Below are 25,367 nucleotides of genomic sequence, written 5' to 3' on the forward strand. Positions count from 1 at the left end.
ACTCAATTACTGCGACTTACGAACGCGTAAATACCATTCACTGAGCAAGCGAACTTGTTTCGCTGTGTAGCCTTTTTCGACCATACGATTAACAAAATCCTCATGTTTTTGCTGATCTTCAGCACTGGTTTTTGCATTAAATGAAATAACTGGGAGCAAATCTTCGGTATTTGAAAACATTTTCTTTTCGATGACCGTTCTTAGTTTTTCATAACTTGTCCAAACAGGGTTTTTGCCATTGTTATTGGCACGTGCTCTTAGTACAAAATTAACAATTTCGTTACGGAAATCTTTTGGATTAGAGATACCCGCGGGTTTTTCAATTTTCTCAAGTTCAGCATTGAGCGCTGCTCTATCAAATAACTGGCCAGTATCTGGATCGCGGAACTCCTGGTCTTGGATCCAAAAGTCGGCATAGGTAACATATCTGTCAAAGATATTCTGGCCGTATTCAGAGTACGACTCTAGATAGGCGGTTTGGATCTCTTTGCCGATAAACTCAACGTATTTGGGAATCAAGAATCCTTTTAAAAATTCAAGGTAACGCTCTTGCGTTTCTTGCGGGAATTGTTCTCTTTCAATTTGTTGTTCAAGTACATAAAATAAATGAACAGGGTTTGCTGCTACTTCGGTATGATCAAAGTTAAACACGCGCGACAAAATCTTGAATGCAAAGCGAGTGGATAAACCATTCATACCTTCATCTACACCAGCATAATCTTTGTATTCTTGGTACGACTTAGCTTTTGGATCGGTGTCTTTTAGGCTCTCACCATCGTACACGCGCATTTTTGAATAAATGCTTGAGTTTTCAGGCTCTTTAATACGCGAAAGTACCGAAAATTGGGCGAGTGTTTCAAGCGTACCCGGAGCGCATGGCGCTTCATTTAACTCTGAATGCTGCAGTAGCTTATCGTAAATTTTGATTTCTTCATTTACACGTAAACAATATGGTACTTTGACAATATATACACGGTCTAAGAACGCTTCATTGTTTTTGTTGCCCTTGAAGGTTTGCCATTCTGATTCGTTAGAGTGAGCTAAAATCATACCATTAAACGGTAAAGCTGAGAGGCCTTCGGTGCCGTTATAGTTGCCTTCCTGTGTAGCTGTTAATAATGGGTGAAGCACTTTTATCGGTGCTTTAAACATTTCAACAAATTCCATCAACCCTTGGTTTGCATGACAAAGGGCACCAGAATAGGCATACGCGTCGGCATCATTTTGTGCATAGTGTTCGAGTTTGCGAATATCCACTTTACCGACTAATGCACTGATATCTTGATTGTTTTCATCACCAGGTTCAGTTTTTGCAATTGCCACTTGATCAAGTATAGAGGGGTAACGCTTTACTACTTTAAATTGGGTAATATCGCCATTGAACTCATGCAAGCGTTTTGTCGCCCAAGGTGACATAATAGTTTTGATGTAGCGATTGCTTATACCGTATTCTTTTTCAAGAATCTCACCATCCTCAACGGGATCAAAAAGACACAGTGGGTGATCATTAACCGGCGAACCTTTTAAAGAGTAAATTGGCACTTTTTGCATTAGATATTTAAGTTTTTCAGCAAGTGAAGATTTACCGCCACCTACAGGCCCAAGTAAATAAAGCACTTGTTTACACTCTTCGAGTCCTTGTGCTGCATGCTTCAAGTAAGCAACAATTTGCTCGATACTTTCTTCCATACCATAAAATTCTTGGAAAGCAGGGTAGCGTGGAATAACACGGTTTGAAAATATACGGCTGAGAGTTGGATCTTGCGATGTGTCTACCATTTCGGGTTGGCCAATCGCCATTAATAGCCTTTCAGCTGAGCTGGCATAGGCTGATTTATCCTCTTTACAAATCTCAAGAAACTCAGCAATAGTAAATTCTTCTTCTTTTGCGGCTTCGTAACGAGATTGAAAATGATCAAATATTGTCATAAAGACCTCCTAAATACCGGAAAGTTTGCAACTGCAATAAAACTAGCCACTACTTATAAGGTTAGACGGGTTTTTTGAATGTGCGAGGTAAATAAAAGATTTTTAAAGAAAAAACTTCACTATTTTTCAGAGTGTTGAATATTGTGCAATAGTGGGTAAGTTTTTTGTAATGGGAAAGAGGAAATGTTAGTAAAGCTAAGGTGCTTTACTAACATTGGAATAGATTAAGCTAGGTTTGCGTTTGCAAATTCCCAGTTAACTAATGCCCAGAAACCATTTAGGTATTCAGGACGAACGTTACGGTAATCGATGTAGTAAGCGTGTTCCCAAAGGTCAACAGTAATGATTGGCGTAACACCTTCTTCAGTTAGTGGTGTTGCTGCATTTGAAGTGTTAACGATGTCTAGGCTGCCGTCAGCTAGTTGTACTAACCACGTCCAGCTTGAACCAAAGTTGTTAACCGCTTTGTCATTGAATGCAGCTTGGAATTCAGCAAAAGAACCCCATTTTGCATTGATTAATTCAGCAACTTTACCTGATGGCTCGCCACCACCATTTGGAGATAGGCTGTTCCAGTAGAAAGTGTGGTTCCAAATTTGTGCTGCGTTGTTAAATACACCGCCTTCTGAGCTACATACTACTTCTTCAAGTGTTTTACCTTCGAAGTCAGTGCCCTCAACTAAACCGTTAAGCTTAACAACATAAGTGTTGTGGTGCTTACCGTGGTGGAATTCTAGAGTTTCTTTTGAGATATGCGGCTCAAGCGCATCGATTGCATAAGGTAGTGACGGTAGTTCAAAAGCCATTTTATTTCTCCGTTGGCGTTAAAAAGCGGACAACTTTTTACATGAAGATGTCCGATATAAGTGTTAAACTATACCCGAGTATTTTACTCAAGTTTTTATAAACAGCAATGCTAGATAAAAATTTGCGGTTATTTTATAGTCAGTTAGTCACTGTTAAACCACGAATTCAGGCAAATAGCATAGTATTAACTTAAAGAAAATTCACCTTATGTGACTAGGGTGTCGAGGTAGTAAATGGAAACTTTAGATAAGATCAAACAACAAATCGCAGAAAATTCGATTCTACTGTATATGAAAGGCTCTCCAAAATTACCGAGCTGCGGTTTTTCATCACAAGCTTCACAAGCATTAATGGCGTGTGGCGAGCAGTTTGCGTATGTTGATATTCTTCAAAATCCAGATATTCGTGCTGAGCTACCAGCTTATGCAAACTGGCCTACGTTCCCACAATTATGGGTAGAAGGCGAGCTTATTGGCGGTTGTGACATTATTGTTGAAATGTTTCAGCGTGGTGAACTTCAGCCACTGATCACTGAAGTTGCTGCAAAGAATAAAGAGGCAGAATAATTTTTAGTGAATTACTAATTGATTCCCCTCTACATTTGCTAAGCTTAAAGCATTAATTGATGTTTTAAGCTTAGTATGACAGTTCTTTACCGCTACTTTATTATATATTTTTTTCTACTTATATATACCATCGAAGGTTTAGCGGTTACTGATAAACTTGTTTATCAGCATCAAAATCAAACAAAAATCTCTAGTGTTAAACAACTCGCAGCAAATAGCTTTGAAATCATTCCACAATCGCAATCAAATTCACAAAAGATAATTAGATTAGTGACGCTTGATTGGCCGCCATATATAGATCGAAAAGTGTGTGGAAACGGCTGGGTATTTCAGCTGACTGGTGCACTTTTCTCAGAATTAGGTTACCGCATTACGATAGAGTTTCTCCCTTGGGCTCGCTCTGTGAGAATGGCTGAACTAGGTAAAGCTGATATTTTGTTCCCTGAATATTTTATTGAGGTTACGGCCCCTAGTGATGTAATTCCAAACTCATTTCGACGTAATAATCTTGATCTATCAATCCCTTACCCTGGTGGGCTTATTGGCTTAATTAGTCGAAACGATTTTAAAAGTAACTATGATGGGTCTTTTTCATCGATTCAAGGGGCGAGGATTGGTGTTGTCAGGGGTTACCAAAACACGCCTGAATTCGATAAACACCTAGATTTAGGCTTTTTTAATGCTATCGAAGCGCGTGATGATGCACAGAACTTAAAAATGCTGTTGGCTGGACGTGTAGACTACATTGTTGCAGATCCCAATGTGGCAAATTACTTGCTCGCAAATGATAAAGGTATTGAAGATAACGCAATCAAACTTGTACACCCGCCGTTTCAAGAGAATGACTTTTATTTTGCGATAAGTAAAAAGTCGACCAATTGGCAATCACTTCAAACAGAAATAAATGCAAAACTTGCTGAGTTTATTGAGTTAGGCACCCTTGCTGAAATTAAGCAGAAATCAGAAAACTGCACTCCAAAAGATTAAAATTAATCTGCAATCTATAAGTTTATTCAACTTAAAAAAATAAAATCCGGTTAATTGGTATTACCATGAATAACTATTCATTAATATGCATAGTTTACGTTTACGTAAACTACATTTGAGACCTATTTTCATTTACATGACATTAATATGATACCGGTGTCAAAATGATCTTAATAATTAAAAAACCCTTTTTATGGGCGCTTTAGCGGTACTTTTGTTGATTTTATGTATAAATGAAAAATATTCAATAACATGAATATGTATTCATAATTGTGTTGACTATATACCTTATCTTGGTTAATTTTGAGCATCGCGCAGGTGAACACACGGCAAAAACCAACCAAGCAACCTTTGTTTCGCGTTAACAAAAATGTTGCGACTTCTCGAATTGAAATATTTATTCGATAGGTTTAAGCCAACGCTTCCGTCAATCACAACTGTATTGTTCACTTAAGCTGTAGCAAGGGAGGAGTCCAACATGTTATATGACTCGAAATTAGAAAAAGATAATTGCGGTTTTGGCCTTATCGCGCATATTGAAGGTCAACCGAGTCACAAGTTAGTTCGCACGGCAATTACCGGGTTAGATCGAATGCAGCACCGAGGAGGTATTGCTGCAGATGGGAAAACTGGTGATGGTTGTGGTTTACTATTACAAAAGCCAGACAGTTTTTTCAGAGCCGTTGCTGCTGAAAATGATTGGCACTTAGGTAAAAACTATGCCGTGGGTATGCTTTTCCTAAGCCCAGACCCTGTTATTGCACAGCAAAATAAACAGATTATTAGTGATGAATTAGAAAAAGAAACACTGACCCTAGTGGGTTGGCGTGATGTACCAGTTAATCCTGCTAGTTTAGGACCAATTGCACTTGAGCAGTTACCAAGTTTCCAACAGATTTTTATTTCAGCACCAGAAGGTTGGCGCCCGAAAGATTTAGAGCGTCGCTTGTACATCGCACGACGCCGCATTGAAAAGCAAATCACTGATGAGCATTTTTATATTGCAAGCTTGTCAGGTTTGGTAACGGTTTATAAAGGCTTAATGATGCCTGCAGATTTACCAAACTTTTACCTTGACTTAGCAGATATGCGAATGGAGTCTGCCATTTGTGTATTCCACCAACGTTTTTCTACTAATACCCAGCCACGCTGGCCACTTGCGCAACCATTTAGATACTTAGCACATAATGGTGAAATCAATACTATTGAAGGTAACCGTCAATGGGCGAGAGCACGTGCATACAAGTTTTCTTCACCACTATTACCAGATTTACAATCAGCAGCACCGTTTGTTAATGAGTCAGGCTCAGACAGTTCGAGCTTAGATAACATGCTTGAGCTATTTTTAGCCGGTGGTATGGATATTTTCCGTGCGATGCGAATGCTCGTGCCACCTGCATGGCAAAAAAACCGCGCGATGGATGAAGATCTTCGAGCATTTTATGATTTTAACTCAATGCATATGGAGCCTTGGGATGGTCCGGCGGGCCTTGTAATGTCAGACGGTCGCTTTGCCGCTTGTAACCTTGACCGTAATGGTCTTCGTCCAGCTCGCTATGTCATCACTAAAGATAATCACATTACCTTAGCCTCAGAAGTGGGGATTTGGAATTACACTGCTGACGAAGTAAAAGAAAAAGGTCGCGTAGGACCGGGTGAGTTATTAGTCATTGATACGCTGCATGGCAAAGTATGGCAGTCATCAGAAATTGATGAAGATTTAAAAGCCCGTCACCCATATAAAGCATGGCTTAGTGACAATGTTAAGCGTTTAAAGCCGCTTGAAGACCTAGAAGACAAAAACCTTATTGGCCAACGTGAATTTGATGATGAATTACTGTCTGTTTACCACAAGCAATTCGCTTACAGTAATGAAGAGCTAGACCAAGTTATTCGTCCAATGGGTAATTCGGGCCAAGAGGCAACAGGCTCGATGGGGGATGACACGCCATTTGCGGTGCTTTCATCGCAATCTCGTTTAGTGTATGACTATTTCCGTCAAAAATTTGCGCAGGTAACTAACCCACCAATCGACCCATTACGTGAAAATCATGTAATGTCACTGGCCACCTGTATTGGCCGTGAACAAAATGTATTTAATGAAACAACGGGTCACGCTAAGCGTCTACAGTTTTCCTCGCCGGTACTTACTTACTCGGATATGACTCAGCTTTTATCGGCTGATCAGGCACATTATTCGTTTGCATCATTATCTATTAACTACGATAAAGATGAGTCGTTATTGTCCGCGATTGAAACAGTATGCGATCAAGCAGAAGAACTAGCTCGTCACGGTACCGTGTTAATTGTGTTAAGCGATAAAGGCTTAACACCAGACACATTACCAATTCCAGCTGCAATGGCCGTTGGCGCAGTACAGCGTCGTTTAGTAAGTAAAAATTTACGCTGCGATACGAACATCATTATTGAAACAGCAAGCTGTCGTGACCCACACCAATTTGCGGTGTTGTTAGGGTTTGGTGCAACGGCTATTTATCCGTATCTAGCGTATGAAACACTGACGCAAATGGTTGATAACGGTAGCTTAGATAAATCATACCGTGATGTAACCTTGGCTTATCGCAATGCGATAAACAAAGGCTTATACAAAATCATGTCGAAGATGGGCATTAGTACCGTTGCTAGTTATCGCTGCTCAATGTTGTTTGAAGCTGTAGGGCTTAGCGATGAAGTCATTGATCTTTGCTTCTCTGGCGTGGTCTCACGTATTCAAGGCGCAGATTTTAGCGATTTCCATCAAGATTTGCTGAACCTGTCACGTAAAGCGTGGATTAAGCGTAAACCACTGGAGCATGGTGGATTATTAAAATATGTACATAATGGTGAATACCATGCATATAACCCAGACGTTATTCAAACACTGCAAGTAGCGGTACGTTCGGGCAATTACCAAGACTACGAAAAATACGCAGATTTGGTAAATAATCGCCCTGTAACAAACATTCGTGATTTATTAAAACTCAAAACAGGTCAAACCGCGATTGATGTTAGCGAAGTTGAAGATGCGACTGAGTTATACAAACGTTTTGATTCTGCTGCTATGAGTATTGGTGCATTATCACCAGAAGCTCACGAAGCATTAGCCATCGCTATGAACCGCTTAGGTGGCTGTTCTAACTCGGGTGAAGGTGGTGAAGATGTAGCACGTTACGGTACTGAAAAGAACTCACGTATCAAGCAAGTTGCTTCAGGGCGCTTTGGGGTAACGCCACATTACCTTAAAAATGCCGATGTCATTCAAATTAAAGTAGCGCAAGGCGCAAAACCAGGTGAGGGTGGTCAGTTACCAGGTGAAAAAGTAACGCCATACATTGCTAAGCTGCGTTATTCGGTACCTGGCGTTACCTTAATTTCGCCACCGCCACATCACGATATTTATTCAATTGAAGATTTAGCTCAGCTAATTTTCGACTTAAAGCAAGTTAATCCAGACGCAATGATTTCGGTCAAACTGGTATCTGAGCCAGGTGTTGGTACGATTGCTACAGGTGTTGCCAAAGCGTACGCAGACCTAATTACAATTGCAGGCTATGATGGTGGTACAGGTGCATCACCATTAACGTCTGTTAAATATGCTGGTTGTCCTTGGGAGTTAGGCCTTGCTGAAACGCAACAAGCGCTGGTAGAGAATGGTTTAAGACACCGCATTCGTCTGCAAACAGATGGCGGTTTAAAAACGGGTTTAGACATCATTAAAGCAGCAATTCTAGGTGCAGAAAGCTTTGGCTTTGGCACGGGTCCAATGGTTGCGCTTGGTTGTAAATACTTACGAATTTGTCATTTAAATAACTGTGCAACCGGTGTTGCAACGCAAGACGAAACACTGCGTGCCAAGCATTATCATGGCTTACCAGAAATGGCGATGAACTACTTTAAGTTTATTGCACATGAAGCCCGTGAAATTATGGCAAGCCTAGGTGTTCGTAAACTAGTGGATTTAATTGGTCGTACCGATTTATTGGAAGTGCTTGAAGGCACAACCGCAAAACAAAGTAAGCTCGATCTTTCGCCTGTTATTGCAACACCAAATAACAAAAGTGGAGAAACGCTCTATTGTAGCGCTGCTAATACGTCCCATTATGAAGGTAAGCTAAACGAGCAGTTACTAGCACAAGCGAAAGAGGCAATTGATGGCAAAACATCTATCAAGCTTCGCGCTGCAATTCGTAATACTGATCGTTCAGTAGGTGCGTTGTTGTCTGGTTACATTGCGGATCAACATGGTAATCAGGGCCTAGCTGCCGATCCAATTATTATTGAGCTGCAGGGCACAGCAGGCCAATCGCTTGGTGTTTGGAATGCCGGTGGTTTAGAACTCCATATAACTGGTGATGCAAATGACTATGTTGGTAAAGGCATGGCGGGCGGTAAAATTTCACTGCGCCCACCAATTGGTTCATCGTTTAAATCTCATTTAGCAACCATTGCCGGTAATACCTGCTTATATGGTGCTACAGGAGGACGTTTATTTGCCGCAGGTCGCGCAGGTGAACGCTTTGCGGTACGTAACTCAGGTGCAATCGCAGTGGTTGAAGGCTTGGGCGATAATGGCTGTGAATATATGACAGGCGGTATTGTGTGTGTGCTAGGGGATACAGGCATTAACTTTGGTGCAGGTATGACAGGCGGTTTTGCTTACGTTCTTGATGAAAAAGGTGACTTTGATAAACGCATCAACACAGAGTTAGTCGAGCTAGTAGAACTTGAAGATCTTAATATTCACCATGAGCACTTACGCGGTTTAATTGGTGAACATTTAGAGGCAACACAGTCGAATCGTGCTGAAGAAATTCTCGCTGACTTTGAGCAATTTATTTGCAAGTTTAGGTTAGTTAAGCCTAAATCAAGCGATGTTCAAGGATTACTTGGTCACAGAGCACGCTCAAGTGCAGAACTTAGAATACAGGCGCAATAGGAGAAGTAGTATGTCGCAAAACGTATATCAATTTATCGATGTGCAACGTGTCGATCCGCGTAAAAAGCCTATTTCGTCACGTAAAAAGCAGTTCGTTGAAATTTATGAGCCATTTTCGGCTAAGCAAGTAGATTCGCAAGCAGATCGCTGTTTAGATTGCGGAAATCCATATTGTGAATGGAAATGCCCAGTGCATAACTACATTCCACAATGGTTGAAGTTAATTAAAGCGGGCAAAGTAATTGAAGCTGCTGAGTTATCTCATCGTACTAATAGCCTTCCCGAGGTGTGTGGTCGTGTTTGCCCGCAAGATAGACTGTGTGAAGGTGCATGTACGCTGAATGATGAGTTTGGTGCTGTGACCATTGGTAATATCGAAAAATATATTTCTGATACTGCTTTCGCAATGGGCTGGAAGCCTGATATGTCACATGTGGTTTGGAGTGACAAGAAAGTCGCGATTATTGGTGCAGGTCCTGCAGGGTTAGGTTGTGCTGATATTCTAGCGCGAAATGGTGTAAAACCTGTGGTATTTGATCGTCACCCAGAAATTGGTGGCTTACTGACTTTCGGTATTCCGTCATTTAAACTCGAAAAGTCAGTAATGGAAAATCGCCGCGAAATTTTTGAAGGTATGGGTGTTGAGTTTGTACTTAATACGGAAGTAGGCAAAGACATCGCACTTCAGTCGATTATAGATGAGTACGATGCTGTCTTTTTAGCCGTGGGCACCTATCAAAATATGCGTGCAGGTCTTGAAAATGAAGATGCTGATGGCGTGTATGATGCTTTACCGTTCTTAATTGCCAATACTAATTACCAAATGGGTTATGACAATAATTCTGATGCATACATTAATATGCAGGGTAAGCGTGTTGTTGTTCTGGGAGGGGGGGACACAGCGATGGACTGTGTGCGTACTTCAATTCGTCAAGACGCTAGCAATGTCGTATGTGCTTATCGTCGTGATGAAGCAAACATGCCTGGTTCTGTTCGTGAAGTAAAAAATGCCAAAGAAGAAGGCGTTGAGTTTCTGTTTAATGTGCAACCTAAGGGCGTAGTGCTCAATGACAGCGGTAAGGTGACTGGTGTTAAAATGGTTAAAACACAACTTGGTGAGGCGGATCAAAATGGTCGTCGTCGTGCTGAAGAGGTTGCTGGCTCAGAACATATCCTGCCAGCCGATGCTGTGATTATGGCGTTTGGTTTCCAACCGCATGCAATGCCTTGGCTCAGTGAGTTCGATGTTGAACTCGACAAATGGGGACGTATTGTTGCGCCAGAACAAGGTGCATTTACGCATCAAACATCTAACCCAAAAATCTTTGCTGGTGGTGATGCGGTTAGGGGCTCTGACTTAGTGGTTACCGCTATTTATGAAGGGCGAAATGCTGCAGAAGGTATCATGGATTATCTTGAGGTTTAATCTTCATCGATTCAATTTTATTTAGAACATAAAAAGGTGGGCATTGCCCACCTTTATCTTATTTGAAAATTGTTATCGCTTAGTGATATTGCGATAGCAACTCAGAGGCATTAGTGCGCGTAATATCACTGATATTTGTACCACCGAGTAAACGCGCAATTTCATCAATACGGCCTGAGTTATCAAGCACTGTCATGCGCGTATTTGTTTGTGTGCCATCGTCAGTTTTACTAACAAAAAATTGGTTATGACCACTTGATGCTACTTGCGGTAAGTGAGTGACACAAATAACTTGTGTACTTTTACCTAATTGACGAAGTAGTTTACCTACAGCTGAAGCGGTTGGTCCTGAAATACCCACGTCTACTTCATCAAAAATAAGCGTTGGTGTTGTCATCTTGTCAGCAATAATCACTTCAATGGCAAGGCTAATACGAGAAAGCTCACCGCCAGATGCTACTTTATGCAGTGGTTGTAAGCGTTGACCTGTATTGGCAGCAACCTGAAAATCAACTGTGTCAGACCCTTTACTACTGGTAACCGATTCTTGATGCTCTATGCAAATGGCAAATTTTGCATTTTCCATCGACAAACTGACAAGCGACTTGGTGACTTGCTCTGACAATGCCTTTGCCGCGGCTGAGCGACTTTCAGATAGTACGCTAGCACAAGCAAAATAATGCTCTTTTGCTCTGGCTATTTCAGCTTCTAACTCATTAAATCGCTCATCGTTTTGCTCTATATTTGCAAGGTTTTGTTGTAACTCGGCATGCAGGTTTGGCAATTCTTCAGGGGTAATATCATGTTTTCTAGCTAAATCAAGCGCACGTGATATACGCTCATCAAGTTCAGATAATTGGCTCGGATCCATTTCAACACTGTCTTGATAATGGCTTAATTCACGGGCGGCTTCTTCAAGCGTGATGCTTGCTTCAAAGAGTAAATCTGCAATAGGTGCAAGTTTCTTATCAAGGCTAGCAAGCTCTGCGATTTGGTTTGCGCTTGATTGCACCATAGAGTAAGCGTTGAAATTATCTTGTTGATAGATAATTTGTAACTCTTTTTGCGTGCCTTCTAGCAATGAATTTGCATTACTTAATAAGGTATGTTGCTGCTCAATTTCTTCATACTCGCCAGTTGCTAGGGCAAATTCGTCTAATTCAGCAACCTGGTACTCAAGCAGTTGTTTTTCAGCTGCAGCCTGTTGTAGCGTTTGAGCTAACTGTTTTTGCTCTCGCTCAAGCGATTGTAATTGGTTGTACGATGTTTTAACTTCGTTTAAAAGCTCAGTGTGATCGGCAAAGCTATCGACTACTGAAAGTTGATAGTTTGCTTTATTTAGCTGTTGATGCGCATGTTGACCGTGAATTGAAATCAATAAATTGCCAAGCGTTTTTAATTGACCGGCAGGAACCATAACCCCATTTATAAATGCTTTGCTGCGGCCATTGGCTGCAACGACACGACGAATTACGCATTCGGTGTTATCGCCAAGTTCGTGCTCATTTATAAAATGTTTTGCCGCAGGCAAGTTTTGAATATCAAATACTGCCGATACTTGCGCTTTATCTGCGCCTTCTCTAACCATTGAGGCTTCTGCACGCTCGCCCAAACATAGAGAAAGTGCATCAATCGCAATAGATTTACCCGCACCAGTTTCACCCGTAATAGTGGTCATGCCTGATTGCCACTCGATATCAAGGTGTTCAACAATTGCAAAATTAGTTACTTGTAATGACGTTAACATAACTGATTATCCATACAGTACATTAACTGTTAATTTATACAGTAATTAAAAAATAGGCAAGTTAAAAATTACGATTATTTACACTTGAGGATATTAAATTTATTGGTCAAATAATTAATTGGGGATATGAGAGGTGCTAAAGCGCGTTTAACACCTCTATACGTTAAGCTTCGATTTCTAATTCAGCTTCTGGTTGTTCCTGAATATGTGATTGAGTAGTTATCACTTGCTGGCTTAACGAAGGTAATTGGTGAATATAAAAATCACTATTAAACTGGTGCCCTGAACTCGGTAATTGCTCGGTAAAAGAATAAATTTGCTTGGTCAGTTGGCTTTTATCCTCAGCGATATCAAATTTACTGAGTTCAATTTCTAGCAAATCAGTTAATTGACCAATAATTTTTTCGTAGTGGCAAATGTTTTCATCATTTTTGCTTTGCATCACAAAAAAATTATTATTGATTTGTGACAAACTGCTTAAATCTTTTGGTTTTATGATGCGCATTTTTCCGTATTTTTGTACCACTTGCTGGTAGCGATTGCTTACTTCTTCAATGCGTTCATTTTGTTGTTGTTTAACAAGCGCAATGGCTTTTTTGCGGTTATTATCGATTATCAAATAGGTCGTCAATAATACAATTAGTAAAACGGTGGCTAAAAATACTACAAACCCCACTTTCTTGTTCCTTATTTCGTTATTTTTTAATTATTAATATAAACGGCTGCCCCAGTTTAACTTCTGGCGCAACACATTGTAATACGAATATTTGCTTGGATGCACGAGTCTAAGCTGCTGTTCGCTTCGCTTTATTACAATTTCATCACCTGCAAGCACAGCTAACACCACATGACTATCGCAACTTACCTGCAGGTCAACATCATTTGCAGGACTCAGTACTAATTTCACTTCACTATTTGCATCGACCACCAGTGGACGGCTAGTGAGGGTATGCGGAAACATAGGTACCAAAGAAATGGCATTTAATTTTGGATTGAGAATTGGGCCACCGCCAGAGAGGCTGTAAGCTGTTGAGCCTGTTGGGGTAGACACAATCAGACCATCTGATTTTTGCGAAAAGACAAACTCGCGATCAATGAATGCTTCAAATTCAATCATATGAGCGACTTTGTTAGCATGAAGCACAGCTTCATTTACTGCTGTATTTGAGCTTTTAAGCTTTTCGTGGCGGTAAATTTCAACTTCTAATAAAAAGCGCTTTTCTTCGCTGAACTTGCCAGCTAATACTTGTTCAAGCTCTCGTTCAAAATTATCTGGATCAAGGTCGGTTAAAAAGCCTAAGTTACCGCGGTTAACGCCAATAACAGCAATATCAAACCGGGCGAGCACTCTTGCCGCACCCAGCATATTACCATCTCCGCCTACTACGATGGCTAAGTCACAATTACGACCAATCTCGACAAGGGAAGCACTGAACTCTTCACTGACTATTGGTTCGGCAACACGGCTTTCAACATAAACTTGGTAACCTAATGCAGTTAAAAAGGTATGTAATTTGGCAAGCGTAATAGCCGCACCTTGATGATTCGGTTTGCCTATCAATCCAATATTATTAAATACTTGTGCCATAAAATCGTCACTGTTAAAGTCTTGCCTACAGTATATCTTGATTTTTAATCATCAGGCCATAAATAATAATTATGAAATTAAGTGCCCGTGATCAACTCATCTTTTCTGCAGTGATGGACCTCTATTGCAATGGTCAAGGTACCCCCGTTGCTTCTAGTCATGTAGTTAAGCAGAAGCAAATTAACATCTGTAGTGCGACTGTGCGAAATGCGATGGCGCGTATGGAAAAATCAGGCCTGTTATATGCACCACATACGTCATCAGGACGGGTGCCAACTGAACTTGGCTTTAGATATTGGTTTGAAGAGTTCTTTCAGCTTTCAAATATAGCTGATTATTGGCAACCTTCGGCACAACAACTCACCGAGTTTTCTCATCGTTTAAGCCAACACTTTCAAGTCTGTGTGTTGGTGAGTTTACCCGAGGCAATGCAACAGCATATTTATCGCGCTGAAGTGCTGGATTTTAGTGTTGAAAACTGGCTTATTCTGCTTTTCGACAAAGAAGGAAACAGCCAAAATATTCAAATTACCAAACCATTTGAAGCAAACGATTCGCTTAGGAATCAATTTAACGCATGGCTCAATACGGTTTTTGCGGGACATAACCTTGCTGAAGGATTGCGTCGAATGGCTGCGATGCGACAAAGTGCACCGATGTTCTGCCATGGCTCTCTTGGAATGTGGATTAAAGCGCTTGCGGCGCAATTGAATGTTGATAATAGTATTGTGATTGGTAGCCACCATTTATATGGTGCGCTTACTAATCAGCAGCTAAACCAAATTGGTGCGCCATTTTTAGACTTTGTTGAAGAAAAACTAGCGATGAAAATGGGGATGTCAGTTATGTACCATGAAAAATTTCCATTCGATGCGTTGCAAGATTATCTATTATTAAGTGTTCCTTATTTCTCTCAGGAAATATATCAAGGACGCTTGTGTGTGGTTTGTCCCAAATCGGCGAAAATTGAATCAATTATCAATGAAATATCGATTAATTGCGCAATTAGCTCTTGAAAGGCATTTTTCAATCCCCATAATTAGCAACAGTTGTAAGATTTCGGAGAGTATCAATGTCTGAGCAAAATAATCAGCCAGAGCAAGAAGTAGAAGCACAGGAAAACCTTGACCAAGTTGCTGAAGAACTTCAAGGAAGTGAAGAGTTAAGCGCTGAAGCAGAAATCGCAGTATTACATGCTGAGCTTGAAGCGGCTAAACAAACAATTGAAGATCAAAAAGACAGTGTAGTTCGCGCTGCTGCTGAAGTTGAAAATATTCGCCGTAGAACAGCACAAGATGTTGAAAAAGCGCATAAGTTTGCACTAGAAAAGTTTGCAAATGAATTATTGCCTGTACTTGACAACTTAGAGCGTGCTATTGAATTTGCTGATAAAGAAAATGACGCAATTAAGTCTGTGATTGAAGGCGTTGAGATGACTGCGAAGAGTTTTGTTGACGCAGTTGCTAAATTTGGCGTTGAAGTTGTATCACCGCAAGGCGAAACTTTTAACCCTGAATTCCACCAAGCAATGTCAATTCAGCCATCAGCTGACGTAGAACCAAATACTGTAATTGCTGTGATGCAAAAAGGGTACCTATTAAATGGTCGTTTACTTCGTCCAGCAATGGTAATGGTGTCTAAAGCGGCTGAGTAAGCGTTTTAATTTTAAAAAAAAGCTGTAACAAGGTTACAGCTTTTTTATGTCTAATTTTTGTGCCTCACTTCTAGTGACCATGCTTAATTTGCTTTAGTTGGCAAACTAAAATACCTGTTACTGCGATCGCCATTGCAACGGCAAACCCAGTACTCGGAGGTAACGGGATAAATGCCAAAATTGGCCCTGCAAGTGCACCACTGCCAAAGCGTAATGTGCCAATCACCGCAGTTGCGGTACCTGATTTTTTCTTAAAGTTTATCAATATTAAGGCATCTGCATTAGTGGCCATAATGCCTAGGCTCATCATCAAAGGTGCGATAAACGCAGCGACCAAATAAACATTCTCAGCAAAGGTACTGACAAAGATTAAACTCGATACTGAGATAAAACTGATCATCAGGCCGAGGTTGAGCATTTTGCGAGAACCAAAGCGCGGTACCAAACGTGTATTAATAAAATTTCCTAGCATAAGCGCCAATACATTAAAGGCGAAGAGTATGCCAAATTCTGTTTCTGTCACCTTGAAATGCGCCATATATATAGCCGACACTTTGGTTAAAAAACAAAAAAACGCAAATGATGCCAGCATCGAAATCACAATATCAAAGCGGGCTTTGTAATTGGTCAATACAATTCGGTAATTAGAAAAAAATAAAGCGAGGCCTTTCAATTTACTCGGATGAATTGGCACTTCTTTTAAAAAGCAGAATGCAAGCACGAAAAGTATTACTGCATAGATAGCCAGTGCGTAAAAAATTGCATGCCAATGCCAGGTGATCATCAACACACTGCCTATGCTCGGAGCAAGAAGGGGCGCGAGCATCATGATCATAGACACGTAGGACATGCCTTTTGCGGTGTTTTCTTGATACATATAGCGAATGATACCAGGGACCACTACTGTCACTGCAGAGCCACAAAACGCTTGTGCAAACCGCAATGCAATAAACGTATCAATTGATTGTGTTACTGTAATTAGAAACGAACACACAGCAAAACCGAGCAAACCAAAAAGCGCAAACATGCGTCGGCCTTTTTGATCAATTAAAGGACCGAACAACATCATTCCAATGGCATATCCGGCTAAATAACTACTTAAGGATAATTGCACATTTGCCATATTTGTATCGAAATAAGCGGAGATAGCAACAAATGCAGGCAAGTAGAGGTCGATTGCTAATGGTGTTGTTGCCACCAAAGCTGACAACAGCGGCAGGATTGTTTTTGATAGGGTTTTATCTGTCACGTAATTTCTTAATCAGGGTATAGTGCTTGTGTATTTTACGTGTAAAATAAAGTCTTTAAAACCGTGAGCGTTGAATAGCAATAGTGAAAATGTAACAGTGTATGAAGCTTATTCAGAGAGCGAAAAGTCCACTGTTATTTTGTCTGGAACAAAGAGTTTAACGTCACAAAAACGACCTAAATTACACTAGGGAAACGGGTATGAAACTATCTCATTTAGTGATTTCATTGTCATTGGCGGCAACACTTGCTGGTTGTAAATCAAGCCCAACGGGGCGCACTCAGATTGCAATGTACTCAGAAGCCGAAATGAATCAACTGGGCAAGCAAAGCTTTGCGCAAATGAAAAAGCAGCAGCCTATCAATCAGGATGCAAAAATAAACCGTTATGTGCAATGTGTTGCTGATAATGTGATTTCTGTGCTGCCGGCAAAATACGCAAATCAACAATGGGAAGTTGTGGTCTTTGAAGAACCATCTGCCAATGCGTTCGCTCTACCTGGTGGCAAAATTGGTGTACACACAGGATTATTAAAAGTGGCCAAAGGGCAAGACCAACTTGCTACCGTTTTAGGTCACGAAGTGGGGCACGTTATCGCTGAGCACTCAAATGAACGAATGACGGCGGCAGGCATTAAGCAAGCAAGCTTACAAGTTGCTGATGCTTACAGCCGCTCGCAAGGAAACCGTTTACATAATGAAACCATGATGGCGCTGGGGCTAGGCACTGAATATTTGGGAATGATGCCTTTTAGCCGTATGCATGAGAGTGAAGCAGATAAAATAGGCCTAGACCTGATGGCAAAAGCAGGATTTAATCCTAAAGAGTCAGTAGAATTATGGCGAAACATGGCTGCTAATAGTGCTGGTGCGCCACTAGAATTTTTATCAACTCACCCTTCTTCTGATACGCGTATCAGTGATTTGCGCAGTTGGATGCCAAATGCCATGGTTTTGCACAATCAGGCAAAGTCACAAAACAAAAAACCGCACTGTGAATAAACGTTAAAGATTTTTACTTCTAATTGAGTAATTTGCCAATTACTCAATTAGAAATTGCAACAAAAAGTTTAAAAAAGCGACACATTGGTCTACATTTATAAATAATAATTATTATAATTTACTGTAGTCCATTGAAACTTAAACATCCCTTAGCCAAACAGCTTCTCGTTGGCATATTACTTACAAGCTCACTTCTGACCTTGATGATTACAAGCACCATCATATGGATGGATTACAAACGTGATCTTGGTGTAATTGATCAAGGCTTCGCGCAAATCGAAAAAAGTCACCTTCCTTCTGTAACAAATGCGCTCTGGGCTGAAGATGAAAAGCAATTGGAATTATTGCTACAAGGTATCAGTGAATTGCCCAATGTATCATCAGTATTTATAAGACAAGATAATGCAACCCGCATCTCGGTAAATAAAACAGATACAAAATATGCCAAGCGAAAGTCTTGGGCTGTTGATTATCGATTTAACCGTACTAAATATCACTTGGGTGAGTTAATCGTCGTGATGGATATGTCAGGTGTTTATGGTTATCTAGCAGACAAAGTCGTTGTGACCTTACTTACCCAAGGGGCAAAAACCTTTATTGTATCGCTCATTATTTTTACTTTGGTGCACTTGCTGGTTACGCGACATTTAAATCATCTTGCTTATGCAATGAGTCATGTAAATATGTCGACACCTGAGGAATTTAAGCTCGACAGAAAAAAATCTAAGGATGATGAAATAAACCGTTTAGTGATCGAGTTCAATGCAATGATGGCGGCATTGTCTAAATCCTTTGCTGATCTAAAAAAACAAAAACAATCGGTTCAAAATGCCAATAAGTTAAAAGGGGAGTTTCTTGCCAATATCAGCATGGAAGTAAAAACGCCCATGAATGGTTTACTTGGAATGACGCACTTACTTTCTGAGACAAAGCTTGATCACCGTCAGCACAGTTACGTTAACGTTATTCAAAAAAGTGCGTTCAATATGTTGGAATTGTTAAACAGTGTATTGGATTTCTCTAAAATTGAGCAGAGCAAGTTAGCAATTGATCAACATATTTTCGATGTACACGAATTAGTGAACGAAGTTTTTCAGGAGTCTGAATTTAAAGCACTTGAGAAAGACTTGCGCTTGTTAACCTATGTGGATCCTGCAATTAATCACTACTTAGTTGGTGATTCGGTTCGTTTAAAACAAGTGCTAAGCAATTTAGTGGCTAAGGCAATTAAATACTCAGAGCGAGGCGAAATCAGTTTAACGGTGGATGCTGAAGTGACCGCTGGGCTATCTGAATTAACATTTAGCGTACGAGACAGTGGTAAAGGGATAGATGAGCAAACGTTAGCAAAAATTAATCAATCGAAAGTGAAACGTAATAAATTAAATCATCGTAGTGGACTTGGTTTAACTATTTCTCAAAACTTAGTTAGTTTGATGGGAGGTAAACTGTTCATTAATTCCAAAGTAGGCCTAGGTACAGATATTCGATTTACCCTTGGCTTACCAAATAGTTCAGTGATTGAAAATAACCTAAATGATGATTCGTTACTTATAAATAAACGTGTACTAATTTTAGATAATCGGATGTTTCTAGCACGCTATTTGGGCGAATTGTTTGCAGACTTTCAGATGCAGGTCACACATGTTCAAGATGCTGAGTTGGCTCTTGATTATATGCTGGGTGATGATTTACGTCAGGCTAGTTTTGATTTTGTATTGATATCGTATCAAGAACTTGATGACCAACTGGTGAGTTTTTATGACAAAATTAATCGTCATCGCTTTAACCGACCAGCTACTTTGATTGTGTTTGGTGATGATATTAATGATAGCGAAATGAGCAAAGCGCTCAATATTGGCTATAACAATGTGTGGCAACTACCCAAACACCCTAAAGATATAAAAGCGGATCTTATTCATCAGATAAATACTAACCGTTATCCTGTGACAACGGATACCTCCTCTCTCACCGTTTTAATTGCGGATGATGCGCCGATCAGTCAACGGGTTTTAAGTGCGATATTAACAAAACGTGGAGATAAGGTGCTGATTGCTAATAACGGTGAAGAAGTTATTGATTTATGGCAACAACACAAACACGAAATAGATATAATTTTAATGGACTGTACAATGCCCAGAATGAGTGGCTATGAGGCAGCACAAAAAATTAGAATGTCAGAGCCCGCCGATATACTTGGCGTACCAATTATTGCTGTGACCGCGAGTGACCGCGAAGATGAATATAATTATTGTAAGTCATTTGGTATCGATGAAGTCTTATTCAAACCGTTTTTACCTGTTGAGTTACTTGATGTGCTATCGCAATTTAAAACCCGAATTGAACAACATCATGCTTTGAATAATTTGAAAAACTAGAATGTTTTACCATTATAGATAATAGACAAATACATTTTAGAGCCTGAGCTTTGTGCTTAAACTCACGTCCACCTATGAGGAGGTGATATGACAGATTTTAGAGTAATTGATACCATTTCTTTAAATGGTGTTACATCTATATCCAGTTTATGCAGCTCTGAGGCACTTGATATTACAAGTAATGCCTCTCATATAGTGACAGACTTTAACCATAAACGCCCCCAACTCATTGAAAAAGATGTATCAGTTAATGAAGCACTTTATATGATGAAAATGGGTCATGTACGTTCGAAGATTGTGATAGACCAAAGTGAAAATTTAATGGGGGTGATAAGCTCGAGTGACTTAGCATCTTACAAGGTACTGCATATTGCCCAGCTAAGAAATGTTTCCCGCGCAGATCTTACTGTTGAAAATTTGATGATTAAAAAAGAAGATATGCGAGCTATTAACTTTTCTAAGATCAGTAATTATACGATTGGAGATGTTCTTGCAACACTGCGTAATATGGGGCAACAACATGTATTATTAATTGATAAAGAAAACACACTACGTGGTTTGATATCGGCAAGTGATATTGCAAGGGCACTTCATATTCCAATTAATATTAACGAAAAAGCGCATACCTTTAAGGAAATATTTGATGTTGTGTTTTCACAATTAGAAAAAAATAAAGCAAATTGATGTAAGTAAAAAAGGCGTTTAAAACGCCTTTTCCAAATGAATTAAGTGCACTTAATTTTATTTACCATTTTTTCTTAGGCGCAAAAAGTTCATCTAAATCATCTTTTTCGTCATCCAGTTTTTTCTTAGCATCATTGGCATTAGTTGCTTTCAATTCGCTCATAATCTCGCTGAGCAAGTCTTCCAACTCATTTTTTCGAGAAACGATATATTCGTCACTAAAGTTCAAAGAGTTTATTACTGCGAGCGCTTTTTCAAAATATTGGCGCGCAGAGCCCAGCATATTAGCACTTCGAGCAGCTTTGCCTCGTTTTAATTGGCTATCAATGTTGACTTGTAACTGCATTTTTTCTAAACGTTTATCTTCATTAAGAAAAACCTGTGTATCCATTTTTCCCTTAGAATGTTCAGAGCGTACTATACTGCGAAGCTTTTTTACGCCTTGTAAAAGAGCGATAACTTGTTTTTCATTATCAGGTAGAGATACACGATCAGCATTTGTGTCTTGGCTGTTGGAGTTTTCAATACGATTTTTTGCTTCAACCAAACGATTTTTGATCTCTTTGGATGTAGGGGAAAGTTCAGCCATAATCACTAACGCGGCATAGATACGTTGATATAAAACAGTATAAAGCGCTTTTGACATTGGGATATTAGCAGAATTCATGAGCACTTCTTCAGTTTCCTCAATCACTTTTTTCTGCTTCGTCAGTTCAAGGCGGCGCTCAGCATTTTGTTTTTCTTTATGCTGTTGAACAGCATTGACCCAAACACCAACAACAATCAAAGCTACTATCAGCGTAATGATTATGTAAACTACCATAGAGTCTTTCTCATTATTATAATTCGCTTAATCTTAACTAATTCTATTTATATAGTGTAGTGTTCTAAAAAGGAAAATACTAATATTACCACTTTATTATCAGCTTTAATTCACGGTAAAACCAAAGTGAAACGACTTCCACCTAGGCAGCTATGATTATCAAGGGATATGTACCCTTTTTTTTCTTTATTAATGTGCGCACCAGCAATTAAATTAGCAAAATAGATGCCCAAGCCAGTTCGTCCTTGGCTGAGCAGTGCAGATGTCATTTCGTTATTTGCTTTTTGTAACATGCTGTCAGGGTAGCCATCACCGTTATCATGAATCTCAATCACTAAGGATTCATCAATTTGTTTCGCCGTCATGAACATTTCATTGGATGTATATTTTAATGCATTAATAAGAATATCATTGAGTAAGTTTGATATCAGGTCTGCATCGAAAAACCAGGCCAAGTCCTCTTCAATTTCACACCTAACAGTAATTTTTTTATTGGTTATATAAAGCTCATTTTTCGCGAGTAATTCATCAAATAATTCATCGAGAAAATGTTCCTCAATATTAAGGGGTAACTGAGCATTGTTTTCTCTATAGAGTGCGAGCATTTGCAATAAGTTGGAATTAACACGCGCTACTTCATAATGGATCTTGGCAAATTCTGATTGTGCTTCGGGAGTATGTTCAATTGATTCACTGATTGTTTCCATTGATTGCAAAAGCATACATAATGAATTTTTCATATCATGCATGCTGGCAGCGAGAACCACTGAAAAATCAAGCTTGTTATTATCCATGCTTACTCCGTGAGTTTTGCTTTGGCAAAGTTTAATAAACTTTGGCTTTGTTTATAGCGATGGTCATTTGGCGCTAAGGCTTTTAAAGCATTAAATGAGAGCGCAAATTGACGTTTAGTTAATGAAAATTTTTGCTGCTGTTTATAAAGCTGATATACAGCTTGCAACAAATTTAACGCTATATTGGGGTTATTTGGTGCATTTGCCAAGGCTGTTGCAAATGCTCCTTGAGCACTTTCAAACGCTTTTTCCTTATATTTCACCATGCCTTGTTGATTGAAGTTTTCAGACTTTTCAGGGTCATCATGGGCAATTAGTTTCGCTTTTTCTTTGGTTACAAGTGGGTCTAAGGTGTTGGTAACTCGCTCAATATCGGCATGTTTCATCACAATTTCTAATAAGTCTACAAATACAGGGTTAAGCGGGTCGGGAAAACTGGCAACTTTATCTGCTGTTTTCATTAACTTTTCACCAGTTTTACCGCTTTTATCGACGAGATACTCTATGAAATGTTGGTGTAATTCAGTAATAAGCTGCGATTGAATACCAGGGTAGTACTTTGTCATTGCACGATAGACACTTGAAAAGTCTTTTTTAACACGCCTTGCAAGCGCGTTTTGTTCACCGAGTTGAATTAAGGTGCATACACAGAGTTGGTGTAAATAATCATCTAACTGCGCTAAGCAGGAATATTTTGCAAGTTGTAAAACCCGTTTGTAGGCGTTAAAAGCTATCTCAAGCTCATTATATCGAGTTGCTAATTTAGCCAGTTGTCGTTGTCTTATAATTGAGTTTGGTGAATGAGCAATGGCTTTTTGGGTAATCGCATAAGCGGATTCAAAATCGTGTTGCTGGATAAAACATTCACAAGCTAAATCATAGGCCTCAACTGCACTTGGGTTTTTGGTGACGATTAATTTACATAGCTCGAGCGATTGATGGCTTTCACCTAAAGCTAAATAGCATATTGCAGCCCCCATTTGTGCCCAACTGAGCTCACGTTTGTGTAAAATAGAGTTATAAATACTTAAGGCTTGCGCGTAATTAAGCTGTTTCAGGTAAATATCCGCTTTTAAGCGTAGGCATTCAATACTCACACGTTTATTTTCCGCCATTAGCTGGTCGCAAAGGGAGAGGGCCGTTTTCGGTTTTTTTTGATTCAGTGCATTATAAATTGGCTTAAATGCCAGCGCTTTTTCTACCAATTTATCCAAGCGAGATTTTAAAGTGGTTTTGGTAAAAGGTTTTGCTAGATAATCATCTGGGCGATATTCGAGTGCGCCCATCACTAAATCAGACGCTGTTTCACCTGTTATTAGTACATAATTAGTGCCGTACTTTAGCAAGTTACGGTGATTAAGCTCGGCAAGTAATTGTAATCCATTAAGGCCATCACCTAAGTTGTAATCCACTAACAAGATGTCATGATAGTGTTCACTGTAACAGGCGAGTGCATCTTCAGCATTTGTACACACATCTATATGGTTAACCCCAAAGCTTTCTACCATTTGTTTTAATGAGAGACGAAACTCTGAGTAATCATCCAGAATCAGCACAGAGACAGATTTATATCGTTGCAGTGAGTTGACCATATTTACCGAAAATTATTTTTGATACTAATAATTTAGACGCTTTTTTCTTATTTTTACAAAAGTGTAGTAGTTAATATTGGAATATATACGCAAGATTTGAATTTATGCTTGGCATAAAAGAGACAAAAGTATATAAATAAAGGTAATAATAAATACAAAATACTCGCTATGAAATTACAGCAGCTAAAGTACATTGTTGAAGTACTCAATCACAACTTAAATGTTTCAGCAACCGCTGAAAACTTATATACATCGCAACCTGGTATTTCAAAACAAGTACGTATGCTTGAAGATGAGCTAGGTGTGCAAATCTTTGGTCGTAGCGGTAAGCATTTAACGCATGTTACCCCTGCAGGTAAAGATATTATTAATATCTCCCGTGAGATACTGGCCAAAGTTGAAAGTATTAAAGCGGTTGCAAATGAGCATACTTTACCTGATCAAGGTAAGTTAAATATTGCTACCACACATACCCAAGCACGTTATGCATTACCAAATGTGATTCAAGGGTTTATGAATAAATACCCGAAAGTGTCACTGCATATGCATCAAGGTACACCGCAACAAATTTCCGACGCTGCAGCACGTGGTGATGCAGATTTTGCAATCGCTACTGAAGCACTTCATCTTTATACTGATTTAATCATGTTGCCGTGTTATCACTGGAACCGCAGTATTGTAGTGGCTAAAGATCATCCATTGGCGGCTAAGGCGAATAATTTAACAATTCAAGATGTTGCTGCATTCCCCTTAATCACTTATGTATTTGGTTTTACTGGGCGTTCTGAATTAGATAAAGCATTTACTAAACACGGATTAGAGCCGCAAATTGTGTTCACCGCAACGGACGCTGACGTAATTAAAACATATGTGCGTTTAGGCTTAGGTGTGGGTGTTGTTGCTTCTATGGCCATTGATGAAATGAACGATAAAGACCTAGTAGTCATTGATGCGAGTCACTTGTTTGAAGCAAGTACCACCAAAATTGGTTTCAGAAAAGGCACCTTCCTGCGCAGCTACATGTATGACTTTATCGAGCGATTCGCGCCTCATTTAGATAAAACCATCGTTGAGCGTGCATGTATGCTACGTAATCAAGATGATGTTGATTATCTGTTTAAAGACATCGAGTTACCAGTACGATAATTCGTCTTACAAAGCATAAAAAAACGCCACTTTAAGTGGCGTTTTTTGTAGTGTTTTTGG

19 protein-coding genes are annotated in these 25,367 nt (G+C 39.6%); 10 read left to right on the forward strand and 9 right to left on the reverse strand.

Annotated features, from left to right (window positions below; translation table 11 throughout):
• Positions 1–6 precede the first annotated feature (6 nt).
• Positions 7–1,929 (reverse strand): PrkA family serine protein kinase, encoded by a 1,923-nt coding sequence (locus tag OM33_RS09215; protein ID WP_038641074.1) that lies wholly within the window; start codon positions 1,927–1,929, stop codon positions 7–9.
• 224 nt (positions 1,930–2,153) lie between these two features.
• Positions 2,154–2,735 (reverse strand): Fe-Mn family superoxide dismutase, encoded by a 582-nt coding sequence (locus tag OM33_RS09220; protein WP_038641076.1) that lies wholly within the window; start codon positions 2,733–2,735, stop codon positions 2,154–2,156.
• 234 nt (positions 2,736–2,969) lie between these two features.
• Between OM33_RS09220 and OM33_RS09225 the strand changes: the two genes are divergently transcribed.
• From OM33_RS09225 to OM33_RS09240, 4 genes are all read left to right on the forward strand, one after another.
• A complete protein-coding gene (locus OM33_RS09225) occupies positions 2,970–3,302 on the forward strand; it encodes a Grx4 family monothiol glutaredoxin (RefSeq protein ID WP_010560386.1) in 333 nt (110 codons plus the stop codon).
• A 75-nt stretch (positions 3,303–3,377) separates the two neighbouring features.
• Positions 3,378–4,289, forward strand: coding sequence for a substrate-binding periplasmic protein (locus OM33_RS09230; protein WP_038641078.1), 912 nt, complete (start codon positions 3,378–3,380; stop codon positions 4,287–4,289).
• A 478-nt stretch (positions 4,290–4,767) separates the two neighbouring features.
• Positions 4,768–9,225, forward strand: coding sequence for a glutamate synthase large subunit (gene gltB, locus OM33_RS09235; RefSeq protein ID WP_038641080.1), 4,458 nt, complete (start codon positions 4,768–4,770; stop codon positions 9,223–9,225).
• Between the two features lie 10 nt (positions 9,226–9,235).
• Positions 9,236–10,651: an FAD-dependent oxidoreductase gene (locus OM33_RS09240; protein ID WP_038641082.1), complete on the forward strand. Its 1,416-nt coding sequence runs from the start codon at positions 9,236–9,238 to the stop codon at positions 10,649–10,651.
• A gap of 79 nt (positions 10,652–10,730) precedes the next feature.
• On the opposite strand, the gene recN is transcribed toward OM33_RS09240, so the two are convergent.
• The 3 genes from recN to nadK form a co-directional block, all read right to left on the reverse strand.
• Positions 10,731–12,398, reverse strand: coding sequence for a DNA repair protein RecN (recN, locus tag OM33_RS09245; protein ID WP_038641084.1), 1,668 nt, complete (start codon positions 12,396–12,398; stop codon positions 10,731–10,733).
• A gap of 163 nt (positions 12,399–12,561) precedes the next feature.
• A complete protein-coding gene (locus OM33_RS09250) occupies positions 12,562–13,074 on the reverse strand; it encodes a hypothetical protein (protein WP_038641085.1) in 513 nt (170 codons plus the stop codon).
• Between the two features lie 33 nt (positions 13,075–13,107).
• Entirely contained in the window at positions 13,108–13,986 is an 879-nt protein-coding gene (nadK, locus tag OM33_RS09255) for an NAD(+) kinase (protein WP_038641088.1), read from the reverse strand.
• Between the two features lie 71 nt (positions 13,987–14,057).
• On the opposite strand from nadK, the gene OM33_RS09260 reads away from it, so the two are divergent.
• A complete protein-coding gene (locus tag OM33_RS09260; RefSeq protein ID WP_038641090.1) occupies positions 14,058–15,002 on the forward strand; it encodes an HrcA family transcriptional regulator in 945 nt (314 codons plus the stop codon).
• A gap of 56 nt (positions 15,003–15,058) precedes the next feature.
• The gene (gene grpE, locus OM33_RS09265; protein ID WP_038641091.1) at positions 15,059–15,640 is read left to right on the forward strand and encodes a nucleotide exchange factor GrpE; all 582 of its coding nucleotides are present in this window, start codon (positions 15,059–15,061) and stop codon (positions 15,638–15,640) included.
• Between the two features lie 70 nt (positions 15,641–15,710).
• Here the strand turns inward: grpE and OM33_RS09270 are convergent, their stop codons facing one another.
• Complete coding sequence (locus tag OM33_RS09270) at positions 15,711–16,889, reverse strand: multidrug effflux MFS transporter (RefSeq protein ID WP_038641092.1); 1,179 nt, start codon at positions 16,887–16,889, stop codon at positions 15,711–15,713.
• A 200-nt stretch (positions 16,890–17,089) separates the two neighbouring features.
• On the opposite strand from OM33_RS09270, the gene OM33_RS09275 reads away from it, so the two are divergent.
• The 3 genes from OM33_RS09275 to OM33_RS09285 all read left to right on the forward strand — a co-directional run bounded on the left by OM33_RS09275 (position 17,090) and on the right by OM33_RS09285 (position 20,952).
• Complete coding sequence (locus tag OM33_RS09275) at positions 17,090–17,890, forward strand: M48 family metallopeptidase (protein ID WP_038641096.1); 801 nt, start codon at positions 17,090–17,092, stop codon at positions 17,888–17,890.
• Between the two features lie 227 nt (positions 17,891–18,117).
• Positions 18,118–20,268 carry a response regulator gene (locus OM33_RS09280; RefSeq protein ID WP_199922435.1) on the forward strand — a complete coding sequence of 717 codons (2,151 nt, stop codon included), beginning with the start codon at positions 18,118–18,120 and terminating at the stop codon, positions 20,266–20,268.
• A gap of 87 nt (positions 20,269–20,355) precedes the next feature.
• Complete coding sequence (locus OM33_RS09285) at positions 20,356–20,952, forward strand: CBS domain-containing protein (protein WP_038641099.1); 597 nt, start codon at positions 20,356–20,358, stop codon at positions 20,950–20,952.
• Between the two features lie 61 nt (positions 20,953–21,013).
• Here the strand turns inward: OM33_RS09285 and OM33_RS09290 are convergent, their stop codons facing one another.
• The 3 genes from OM33_RS09290 to OM33_RS09300 form a co-directional block, all read right to left on the reverse strand.
• Positions 21,014–21,775: a hypothetical protein gene (locus OM33_RS09290; protein ID WP_038641100.1), complete on the reverse strand. Its 762-nt coding sequence runs from the start codon at positions 21,773–21,775 to the stop codon at positions 21,014–21,016.
• Between the two features lie 110 nt (positions 21,776–21,885).
• A complete protein-coding gene (locus OM33_RS09295) occupies positions 21,886–22,569 on the reverse strand; it encodes a sensor histidine kinase (RefSeq protein WP_038641101.1) in 684 nt (227 codons plus the stop codon).
• 2 nt (positions 22,570–22,571) lie between these two features.
• Complete coding sequence (locus OM33_RS09300) at positions 22,572–24,161, reverse strand: response regulator (RefSeq protein WP_038641103.1); 1,590 nt, start codon at positions 24,159–24,161, stop codon at positions 22,572–22,574.
• A 168-nt stretch (positions 24,162–24,329) separates the two neighbouring features.
• On the opposite strand from OM33_RS09300, the gene cysB reads away from it, so the two are divergent.
• Positions 24,330–25,307 carry an HTH-type transcriptional regulator CysB gene (gene cysB / locus OM33_RS09305; RefSeq protein ID WP_010560371.1) on the forward strand — a complete coding sequence of 326 codons (978 nt, stop codon included), beginning with the start codon at positions 24,330–24,332 and terminating at the stop codon, positions 25,305–25,307.
• Positions 25,308–25,367: the final 60 nt, after the last annotated feature.

This window comes from Pseudoalteromonas piratica (genome assembly GCF_000788395.1).
Lineage (GTDB): Bacteria > Pseudomonadota > Gammaproteobacteria > Enterobacterales > Alteromonadaceae > Pseudoalteromonas > Pseudoalteromonas piratica.

Excerpts from the sequence above, each read along its gene's own strand:
- OM33_RS09215 (WP_038641074.1), bottom strand. The coding sequence starts at position 1,929 with ATGACAATATTTGATCATTTTCAATCTCGTTACGAAGCCGCAAAAGAA.
- OM33_RS09220 (WP_038641076.1), bottom strand. The coding sequence starts at position 2,735 with ATGGCTTTTGAACTACCGTCACTACCTTATGCAATCGATGCGCTTGAG.
- OM33_RS09225 (WP_010560386.1), top strand. The coding sequence starts at position 2,970 with ATGGAAACTTTAGATAAGATCAAACAACAAATCGCAGAAAATTCGATT.
- OM33_RS09230 (WP_038641078.1), top strand. The coding sequence starts at position 3,378 with ATGACAGTTCTTTACCGCTACTTTATTATATATTTTTTTCTACTTATA.
- gltB (WP_038641080.1), top strand. The coding sequence starts at position 4,768 with ATGTTATATGACTCGAAATTAGAAAAAGATAATTGCGGTTTTGGCCTT.
- OM33_RS09240 (WP_038641082.1), top strand. The coding sequence starts at position 9,236 with ATGTCGCAAAACGTATATCAATTTATCGATGTGCAACGTGTCGATCCG.
- recN (WP_038641084.1), bottom strand. The coding sequence starts at position 12,398 with ATGTTAACGTCATTACAAGTAACTAATTTTGCAATTGTTGAACACCTT.
- nadK (WP_038641088.1), bottom strand. The coding sequence starts at position 13,986 with ATGGCACAAGTATTTAATAATATTGGATTGATAGGCAAACCGAATCAT.
- OM33_RS09260 (WP_038641090.1), top strand. The coding sequence starts at position 14,058 with ATGAAATTAAGTGCCCGTGATCAACTCATCTTTTCTGCAGTGATGGAC.
- grpE (WP_038641091.1), top strand. The coding sequence starts at position 15,059 with ATGTCTGAGCAAAATAATCAGCCAGAGCAAGAAGTAGAAGCACAGGAA.
- OM33_RS09275 (WP_038641096.1), top strand. The coding sequence starts at position 17,090 with ATGAAACTATCTCATTTAGTGATTTCATTGTCATTGGCGGCAACACTT.
- OM33_RS09280 (WP_199922435.1), top strand. The coding sequence starts at position 18,118 with ATGGATTACAAACGTGATCTTGGTGTAATTGATCAAGGCTTCGCGCAA.
- OM33_RS09285 (WP_038641099.1), top strand. The coding sequence starts at position 20,356 with ATGACAGATTTTAGAGTAATTGATACCATTTCTTTAAATGGTGTTACA.
- OM33_RS09290 (WP_038641100.1), bottom strand. The coding sequence starts at position 21,775 with ATGGTAGTTTACATAATCATTACGCTGATAGTAGCTTTGATTGTTGTT.
- OM33_RS09295 (WP_038641101.1), bottom strand. The coding sequence starts at position 22,569 with ATGGATAATAACAAGCTTGATTTTTCAGTGGTTCTCGCTGCCAGCATG.
- OM33_RS09300 (WP_038641103.1), bottom strand. The coding sequence starts at position 24,161 with ATGGTCAACTCACTGCAACGATATAAATCTGTCTCTGTGCTGATTCTG.
- cysB (WP_010560371.1), top strand. The coding sequence starts at position 24,330 with ATGAAATTACAGCAGCTAAAGTACATTGTTGAAGTACTCAATCACAAC.